This window comes from Streptomyces alkaliterrae, assembly GCF_007097205.2.
Taxonomy (GTDB): Bacteria; Actinomycetota; Actinomycetes; order Streptomycetales; family Streptomycetaceae; genus Streptomyces; species Streptomyces alkaliterrae.
The window spans coordinates 1-7,098 of the sequence record NZ_VJYK02000286.1; the positions used below are offsets into that span (position 1 = coordinate 1).

A 7,098-nucleotide genomic window follows, 5' to 3' on the forward strand; every position below is an offset into this window, starting at 1 on the left:
CCTTCCGCGACTACGTCCTCGCCGCCCGCGCGCTCCGCGACACCGACGCCTACCGCCGCTCCCGCGACTACTGGCTGCGGCGGATCGACAGCCTGCCGCCCGGCCCCCGGCTGCCGCAGGCCGCCACGCCCGGCCAAGGACCGGCCCGCCGCACCCGCCGCGCCGCCCGACTGGACGCCGCCGGGTGGACGCGGATCAGGGAACGAGCCGCCGCGCGCGGCCTGACGCCGTCCGCCGTCCAGCTCGCCGCCTACGCCACCGTGCTCGGCACCTGGTCCAGAAGCGGCCACTTCACCCTCGACCTCCCGCTCTTCAACCGGCACCCCCTGCACGAGGAAGTCGACTCGCTCATCGGCGACTTCACCTCCGTCACCCTGCTGGAGGTGGACCTCCGGGCGGGCGGGGGACCGGCCGCGCTCGCCCACCGCGTCCAGCGGCAGCTCTGGCAGGACCTCGACCACCGCTGGTTCAGCGGCGTGGAGGTGCTGCGGGAACTCACCCGCGCCCGGGGCCTGCCCGCCACCGACTTCTCCTCCGTCGTCTTCGCCAGCGCCCGCGAGCAGGGCCGCGACCAGGACTTCGCCCACGGCGAGTTGGGCGCCGACTGGCTCGGCGAGCCCGGCTTCGCCGTCTCCCAGACCCCGCAGGTGCTGCTCGACCACCAGGTCTACGAGGACCGGGGAGCACTCACCTACAAGTGGGACGCCGTGGAGGACCGCTTCCCGCCCGGCGTGCTCGACGAGATGTTCCACGCCTACGGCCGCCTGCTGCGCACCCTCGCCGACGACGAGGCGGCCTGGGACGCCGAACATCTGCCCGAAGTACTCCCCGCGGCCCAGCAGCGGCTGTTCGAGACGGCCAACAGCACCGCCGGGCCCGCCCCCGAAGGACTGCTGTGCTCGGCGTTCCTCGACCGGGCGGCCCGCCACCCGGAGGCCACCGCTGTCATCGCGGGCACCGGCACCCTCAGCTACGGCGAACTGCACCGGCACGCCTGCCGGCACGCCCGCCGCCTGCGGGCCGCCGGAGCCGGACCGGGCCGACTGGTCGCCGTCCACGCGGCGAAGGGACCGGCGCAGATCGCGGCCGTGCTCGCCGTCCACCTGGCCGGCGCCGCCTACCTGCCGATCGACCCGGAGCTGCCCGCCGCCCGCCGGGCGTGGCTGCTGGAGCACTCCGGCGCCGACCTCGTGCTCACCACGGCTCAGCCGGAGGGCGAGGGCCGGCCGGGTGGAGTCACCGTGCTCCCGCTGGACCTGGCGGACACCTCGCCCCCCGACGCGCCGCTGACCCCGCCGCAGACGGCCGACGACCTGGCGTACGTGCTCTACACGTCCGGTTCCACCGGCACACCCAAGGGTGTCGCCGTCCGCCACCGGGCCGCGCTGAACACCGTCGTCGACTTCGCCGAACGCTGCGCGCTGAGCGAGCGCGACCGGGTGCTGGCGCTGTCCGCGCTGAGCTTCGACCTGTCCGTCGCGGACATCTTCGCCGTACTCGGCACCGGCGGCGCCCTGGTGCTGCCCGACCCCTCGGCCGTCGCGGACCCCGCCCACTGGGCGGAACTGATGGCCGAACACCGCGTCACGCTGTGGAACTCGGTCCCGGCACTGCTCCAGATGCTGCTCGACCACCTCGGCGACGCACCGGAAACCGCGGGAGGCGCGCCGCGTGCCGCGCTGTCCGCGCTGCGTGAGGTCTGGCTCTCCGGCGACTGGATACCCGTCGACCTGCCCGGCCGACTGCGGGCCTCGGCCCCCGCCGCCCGGGTGACCTCCGCCGGCGGCGCCACCGAGGCGGCCATCTGGTCCATCGCGCACGCCACCGGAGAACACGACACCACCCGCGACTCCATCCCCTACGGGCGGGCGATGCGCAACCAGACCGTGCACGTCCTCAACGACCGGTACGAACCCTGCCCGGTCGGCGTCACCGGCGAGATCACCATCGGCGGTCTCGGACTCGCCGACGGCTACTGGCGCGACCCCGACCGCACCGCGCGCGCCTTCGTCACCCATCCGCGCACCGGCGAACGCCTCTACCGCACCGGCGACCTAGGCCGCTGGCTGCCGGAGGGCGAGATCGAGATCCTCGGCCGCGAGGACCAACAGGTCAAGATCCGCGGCCACCGGGTCGAACTCGGCGAGGTGGAAGCCGCGTTGCTGCGGCTGCCGCAGGTCCGGGCCGCCGCCGCGACCGTCGTCGGCGGCGCGGGCCGCACCCGCCGACTGGCCGCCGTGGTCGTCTCCGAGCACACGGCCCCCGGCGACGACGCGGCCGGCGCCGCCGCCGAGTACCGGGAGAACTTCGGCGACGACATCCTCACCGAACCGGCCGCCCGCCTCGCCTTCACCGCCGAACGCCAGACCGCCAGGCCGCAGCCCGACGGCGTCGCCCACCCGCTGCCCGTCACCACCACCGCACCGCCGCCCACCCGGGCCAGCCACCGCGCCTACGGTCGCGAACCGCTGCCGACGGCCTCGCTCGCCGCGCTGCTGGAACCGCTGCGCGCCCACGAGCAGGTGCCCGCCCCGGGCCTCGCGCCGACCCGTCGCCGCTACGCCTCGGCCGGCGGCCTCTACCCCGTCCAGACCTACCTCTACGTCGTCGACGGCCGCGTCGCGGGACTGCCCGGCGGCACCTACCGGCACGACCCGTACGAGCACCGACTGGTCGCCGTGCACGAGGGCGCCCGCCTCGACCCCGCCGCCCACGGCCCGCTGCCGATGCTCGCCGACGCCGCCTTCTGGCTGCTGCTCGTCGCCGACCGCGCCGCCGTCGACCCCATGTACGGCACCCGCGCCCGGGACTTCTGCCTGCTGGAGGCCGGACTCATGGCCCAGCTCGTCGAGGACGCCGCACCCCCGGTCCGGCTCGGCCTCTGCCAGGCCGGCGCCCTGCGCGCCACCGACGAACTACGCGCCGCGCTGGCCCTGTCCACCGGCGAGGAGCCACTGCACGCACTGGTCGGCGGCCCGCTCGCCGACCCCGCGGACGCGCCGACTCCGCCCACCGCCGCCGGACTCGGCGAGGCACTGCGGGAGCGGCTGGCCGAGGTGCTGCCCGCCCCGCTGGTGCCGAGCGTGTACGCGGAGGTCGAGCGCCTGCCGCTGACCGACCGCGGCAAGCTGGACAGGGCGGCGCTCACCGATCTGGCGGAACGCGCCGCGAGCCGGGAGCGCCCCGCCGACGCCCCCAGCGGGCCGACCGAGACGGCGGTGCTCGCCGTCCTCCACGCCCAGCTGGAACGCGACGACATCGGTGCCACCGACCACCTGCTGGAGCTGGGCGTCGACTCCGTGCTGATGGTCCGGCTGCACCGGGCCGTCCAGGAGGCGGTCGGCCGGACGTTCCCGCTGGCCGCCATGTTCGAGCACCCGTCCGTACGGGCGCTCGCCGGCCATCTCGACCGGCCCGAGACGCCGCAGCCGCCGAGCCGACCGGCCCGAAGCGACCGGTCCGAGCGCCGCCGCGCCGCCCGCCGCCGACCCTGAAGCTAGGAGAAGCCTTGACCGCCGCCCCTTCCGACCCGTCCGCCGCCGGACCCGAGCTGCGGCTGTTCTGCCTGCCGTACGCCGGTGGCGCCGCCGGCGTCTTCTCCGGCTGGCAGTCCCGACTGCCCGCGACGATCGACGTCTGCCCGATCGAACTCCCCGGACGCGGCGGCCGGTTCGTCGAACCCCTGCCCGGTGACCTCGACCTGCTCGTCGAGGACGTGCTGGGCCGGGTCGAGCCGCGGCTCGACCTGCCGTACGCGGTCTTCGGCCACAGCTTCGGCAGCGCCGTCGCCTACGAGCTGACCCGCCACCTGGTGGCCGAGGGCGCGCCGCCGGTGCGGCTCCTGGTCTCCGCCTTCCGCGCCCCCAGCCTGCCGCCGCCCGGCCACCGCTACTCCGACCTGCCGGACGCCGAGTTCCGCCGCTTCCTCGGCGAACTGGGCGGCACCCCGCAGGTGCTGCTGGACGACGAGGAGTTCATGGAACTGCTGCTACCGGTCGTCAAGCACGACTTCCGGCTGGCGGAACACTACGGCGGGCTGGACGACGGCCCGCTGCCGATCCCCGTCACCGCCTTCGGCAGCGCCACCGACCAGCGGTTCGGCCTGTCGGAGGTACGGGCGTGGGCCGCGCACACCGGCAGCTTCACCTTCCACGAGGTGCCGGGCGACCACTTCTTCCTCAACACCCACCGCGAGCTGCTGCTCGACCTCCTCGCCCGTGAACTCACCTCCTCGATCGGCGTCTGACCGCGGCGGCCGGTCCCGCTGCTCACGGGCGGCAGCGGCACGGGTCGGGCAGCGTCGGCGGGGTGAGGTCGCGCATCGCCCGCTGGTCGTCGACGGTCATCCGGGGCAGCCGCCGGGCGAGCGTGTCGAAGTGGCGGTTGCGGCTCCAACTCCCGTGGTCGCCGACGACGAACAGCCGCCGCCGGGCCCGACTCACGGCCACGTTCAGCAGGTTGGGCCGCGCGGCGGCCCAGGCGCGGGCCCCCGCCTTGTCCCCGCCCGCGCCGAGCACCAGCAGCACCACGTCCGCCTCCTTGCCCTGCGTGGTGTGCACCGTGCCGATCCGCGCGCGGGGAACCGTCCGGCACAGCGCGCGGTGCAGCCCGGCGACCACATCGCGGAACGGGCTGACCACGAACAGCCCCCGGACCGGGTCGAGACCCTGGTCGATCAGCCGGTGCACGATGACGTTCGCCGCCGCGCCCTCCTCGGGAGACCACTTGCCGTCCCCGCCGGCGCCACCCACGTCCCACCACACGCCGCGCCGCGCGACCGGGTAGTCCTCGGCGCGGTGCACGCCGTGCACCATGAGGCCGTCGTAGGCGATGTCGTTGCTGATGCCGAACATCGGCTCCTCGCAGCGGCGGTGCACCCGCAGCGGGGACCCGACCCACACCCGCCCGTCCCGGCCTCCGTCATCCGGTGACGGCAGCCAGGTGCCGTAGCGGGTCAGCCGGTCGGCGACCCGCTGCGCGGAGGTGCCGGACGGCACCCACTCCTCGCCCACCCCGAACGAACGGCGCAGCGCCTGCTGCCCGGTGTGCGGCAGGGTGACCACCGGCTCCAGCTGCAGCGGATCGCCGACGACCACCGCGCGCCGCGCCCGCCAGATCGCGCCGACCGGCATCTGCGCCGTCGCCTGTCCCGCCTCGTCCACCAGCATCCAGCCGAGCGAGGCCGGGCCGAGGCCGCTGAACATCCGGTCCAGCGAGGCGAACGTGGTGGAGACGACGGGGACGGCGAGGAAGAAGCTCTGCCAGGCGGCGAGCGTGGTGGCGGCGGGCAGCGTCGCCGGGGCCTCGCCGCAGAGCACGTCCATCGCCGCGTCCAGGTTCTTGCGCATCCGGTCGGCGGCGCCGGTCAGGAAGGCGCGGTGCAGGTCCATGGCGGCGAGGAAGAGCCGCGTCCTGGCCCGGGTGAACTCCGGATCGCTCCACGGCGAGGACAACTCGCGTTCGTCCGTGGACTGCTGCTCCTCGGTGCGGACGGCGGGCAGATGGCGCCCCCAGCGCCGTTCCGCGTCGCGCACCAGCCGGGTCGCGCGCTCCTGCCGCTCGCGGCGGCGGCGCAGCTCGTCCCGGGCCTCGACCAGCTCGGCCTCGGCCTGCCGTACGACCGCCCGGCATCCCGCCGCGAGCGCGGCGCGCCGTTCGTGCTCCTGCCGGGCGTCGCGCTCCTCGGCGGCCAGCCGGCGGTCCTCCGCCTGCCAGTCGCGGTGCGACCCGCCCAGCGTGAACAGCCCGGAGAACAGGCCCGGGCGCCGGGCCTGGTGCTCCTCGCGGGCAGCCCGGCGGAGGTCGAACACGGCCGTGGCGTCGGCGAGTTCTTCGGCGGCCAGGGTGTCCGCGCGGCGGCGGGCGGCGAGCCGCTGCTCGGCCGCGCTGACGCCTCGGCCCGCCGCGTCGACGGCCTCGGCCAGCCGCGCCCCGTCCCAGAGGGCGTCGGCGACGCGCTGCCGTTCGTCGCGGAGCCGCAGCACGGTCCGCCGGGCCTGGCGGAAGGCCGACACGGCGTCCCGCCACTTCGCCGGGGCCGGGTCGCCGGCCGCCTGCTGGAGCAGTTCCCGCATCCCCGTCTCCGGGGGCGTGCCGGGGGCGCCGGGGCGGCGGCGGTCGCGCCGGGGGCCGAACCAGTAGGCGTTGCGGAAGTCTGACCGGTTCTGCTTGTTGCCCAACCGGGCGGCGAGGGTGCCCCAGGCCGGCTTGCCGCCCAGCAGCAACCGCCCCTGCTCGGGGAAGTACGCCGCCTGGGCGCGCCACTCCTCGTCGACCGAACCGAGCGCCGGGATCTCGTTCGACACGTTCTCCACGGCGCCGTTGTTCGCCGAGGCGACGACCATCTCGAAGCCGGTGAGTTCGGGCCTGAGAGCCCGCACCGAACGCTGGTACCCGCTGGTCCGCCACCGCAGCGGCGCGCCGTGGAAGGCGTCGTCCGGGCGGGCCAGTTCGGCCAGCCGCTCCGCCCGCCGCACGAGTACGGCCGCGATGAGGTCCCGGAGCTGGGTGGTCTTCCCCGTGCCGGGCGGCCCGTTCACCGCGTATACGCCCTCGCTGTCGCCCAGCCGGTCGAGGATCTTGTTCACGGCGAACTGCTGGCTGAGCACCAGCGGGTGTTCCGTGCGGGCCGGCCACCGGCCGAGCGGGAACCGGTCCGGCGCGACACCGGCGAGCACGACGTCGGGGGACGCGCGGAGGTCGACGCGGTCGGAGTCGGGCAATCTGGCGGCCTCGGTCAGATAGGCGCCGAGCGCCGCCGGCGGGTCCTCGCCCGCCAGGCGGTCCGCGACCATCGCCAGATCGGCGGCGATGAAGCTGTTGAGGAAGTCCGAGCCGCCGGCCTGGCCCGCGCGCCGTCGGCTGACCCGCCTGCTGGACACCCGTACCGTCTCCGGCCGCAGGTCCGCCGTCACGCCGAAGTGGTCCGAGACCCAGCGGGTGACTGCCGACAGGTCGCGCACGGTCAGCGGCTTGCGGCCGAGCTGCGGGGGCTTCCGGGCCCGGCTGTTGTCGCTGTTGTCGCCGGGGTCGTCGTCGAGGTCGTCGCCGGGTGCGTCCGGGTCGGCGGCGTCGGCGGGGTCCTCGGGGGTGCCGGGG

The 7,098-nt window shown here is 75.7% G+C and carries 3 protein-coding genes; 2 read left to right on the top strand and 1 reads right to left on the bottom strand.

The window, feature by feature from the left end; all coding sequences use genetic code 11:
* Both FNX44_RS21510 and FNX44_RS21515 read left to right on the top strand, forming a co-directional pair.
* On the top strand, window positions 1-3,494 hold a 3,494-nt coding region (locus FNX44_RS21510), incomplete at its 5' end, for a non-ribosomal peptide synthetase (RefSeq protein WP_143650321.1).
* Between the two features lie 14 nt (window positions 3,495-3,508).
* Window positions 3,509-4,246: a thioesterase II family protein gene (locus FNX44_RS21515; protein WP_173019248.1), complete on the top strand. Its 738-nt coding sequence runs from the start codon at window positions 3,509-3,511 to the stop codon at window positions 4,244-4,246.
* 22 nt (window positions 4,247-4,268) lie between these two features.
* Here the strand turns inward: FNX44_RS21515 and FNX44_RS21520 are convergent.
* Window positions 4,269-7,098: DEAD/DEAH box helicase (locus tag FNX44_RS21520; RefSeq protein WP_143650325.1), on the bottom strand; the 2,830-nt coding region annotated here is incomplete at its 5' end.